1 protein-coding gene and 1 pseudogene are annotated in these 1,978 nt (G+C 74.2%); one reads left to right on the forward strand and one right to left on the reverse strand.

Translation table 11 applies throughout. From position 1 onward, the window contains the following. Nucleotides 1-572 (forward strand): annotated as a pseudogene (locus B9S61_RS40545) (hypothetical protein); the annotation flags it as partial. 68 nt (nucleotides 573-640) lie between these two features. Here B9S61_RS40545 and B9S61_RS00050 read toward each other — a convergent pair. Further along, nucleotides 641-1,978 (reverse strand): AMP-binding protein (locus B9S61_RS00050; protein WP_103540323.1); only part of this gene is annotated, 1,338 nt, incomplete at its 5' end.

Below are 1,978 nucleotides of genomic sequence, written 5' to 3' on the forward strand. Positions count from 1 at the left end.
CGCTGATCGGCGTCGGCGCCCAGCTGGTCGCCGCGATCACCGTGGTGTTCGGCGTGACCGAGCGGATCCGGTACCGCCGCGGCACCACGGGCGACCGCTGGACGCCGGACGAACTGCCCGCCGCTCCGCGGCAGGACCGGGGCGGTGTCGCGGCGCAGGCCGCCGTGGCGTGGGACGTGCTGCTGTTCGCGCTGATCGTCTGGCAGCACACCGCCGAGCCGTACCGGGCGGACGGCGGCCGGCAGCTGGAGGTGCTGAACCCGGACCTGTGGTCGGGTTGGCTGTGGCCGGTTCTCGCCGGTCTCGCCGGTCTCGCGGTGGTCGGCGTCGCCCGGGTGGCCGGGCAGGGCTGGACCGTCCGGCTGGCCGGCTGGTACGCGCTCGCCCATGCGGCCTTCACACTGCCGCTGGCCTGGGTGCTGTACCGGCAGGAACTGTTCAACCCCGACTTCCTCGCCGACGCCAAGACCCTCTGGGAGTCCCAGGAGTCGGCCTACGGCGGGGCGGCGGTCATCGTGCTCGCCATCGGCGTCACCTCGGTGGCCAAGGCCTTCCGCGCGGCGCTGCGCTGACCCGGGGGGACGACAGAAAGGGGGGGGCCGCCCGGTCACGACCGGGCGGCCCCCCCTTCGTGCTCGCGTCACTCCGTGCTCAGCGCGTCCCGGATCCGGTTGCGGTCGACCTTCCCCGTCGATGTCCTCGGCAGCGGCTCGGACACCATCTCGAAGACGTGCGGCACGGCCGCCCGCACCGCACGCTCCGCACAGTACCGGCGCAGCGTCAGGACATTCACCGAGCCGGGCGCGGCCGGTCGCACGCGTGCGTGCAGGCGGTGGCCGGCGACCGGATCGGGCAGCGCGACGACGGCCGCCTCGGCCACCGCCGGGTGCTCCAGCAGGATGCTCTCGACGTGCTGGGTACTGACCTGCGTCCCGCGCACCTTGACCATGTAGTCGGTCCGCCCCAGCACGCTCAGCGAGCCGTCCTCGTGGAGCCGGGCGACGTCGCCGCTGCGGTAGTACACCACCCCGGGCACACCGTCCTGGTGCGGGGCGAACTTCTCGCCGTCGGGAACGTTGACGTAACCCGCTGTCTGGAAGGGGGTGCTGACGAGCAGTTCGCCCTGGCCGGGACCGGTCAGCGCGCGCCCGTCGTCCCCGGCGATCAGCCAGCGCACGCCGGGCAACGGGCGGCCGATCGGCAGCGGAGCGGTGACCGGTCCGGTGCGGTCGACCTCGTGGAGGAAGCTGTTGTTCGTCTCGGTGCAGCCGTAGTTGTTGAACCAGCGGGCGTGCGGGAACACCGGCGGCAGGCCCGCCAGCACCCGGGCGGGCATCGCCTCGCCCGCGAAGACCAGGTGCTCCGGGGTGGTCAGCGGGCCCGCCTCGGCCGCCGCCCGGGTGAGCAGCTCGAACAGCAGGGGAACGCCCTGGACCAGCGTCACGCGGTGGCCGGCGACCAGGCCGTGCAGATAGCGCGCCGAGGTGCCCCGCTCCGGGTCGGCCAGCACCACCGTCCCGCCGTGCGCGAGGGTGCTCCACACGTCCAGCAGGCACAGGTCGAAGTTGAGCGGCGCGTAGTTGAGGACCGAGGATCCCGGCCCGAGCGGGAAGGCGTCCCCCGCCCACCCGGTGAACCGGGCCACCGCTCCCTGGGACAGCGGCACGATCTTCGGCAGGCCCGTGGAACCGGAGGTGGTCAGCAGGAAGCCGGTGTCGTCCCCGGCGACCTCGGCGGGCGGGCGCGGACCCCGTCCGCCGCCCGGAGCGGCGGCGGACGGGTCCACCACGACGTCCACCAGCGGATCGTCGGCCGGCCCGAGGACCACCGTGCATCCGGCCTGCTCGTACAGCTCCTTCAGCGGCAGGTCGGGCAGTTCGTGGGAGGGCAGCAGGAAGCCGCGGCCCGCCATCAGACAGCCCAGGACGAGCGCCACCGCCTCCGGCGACTTGCGCACCCGCAGGCCCACCGGCCGCCC

Source organism: Streptomyces sp. SM1, from assembly GCF_002910825.1.
Classification (GTDB): domain Bacteria; phylum Actinomycetota; class Actinomycetes; order Streptomycetales; family Streptomycetaceae; genus Streptomyces; species Streptomyces okerensis.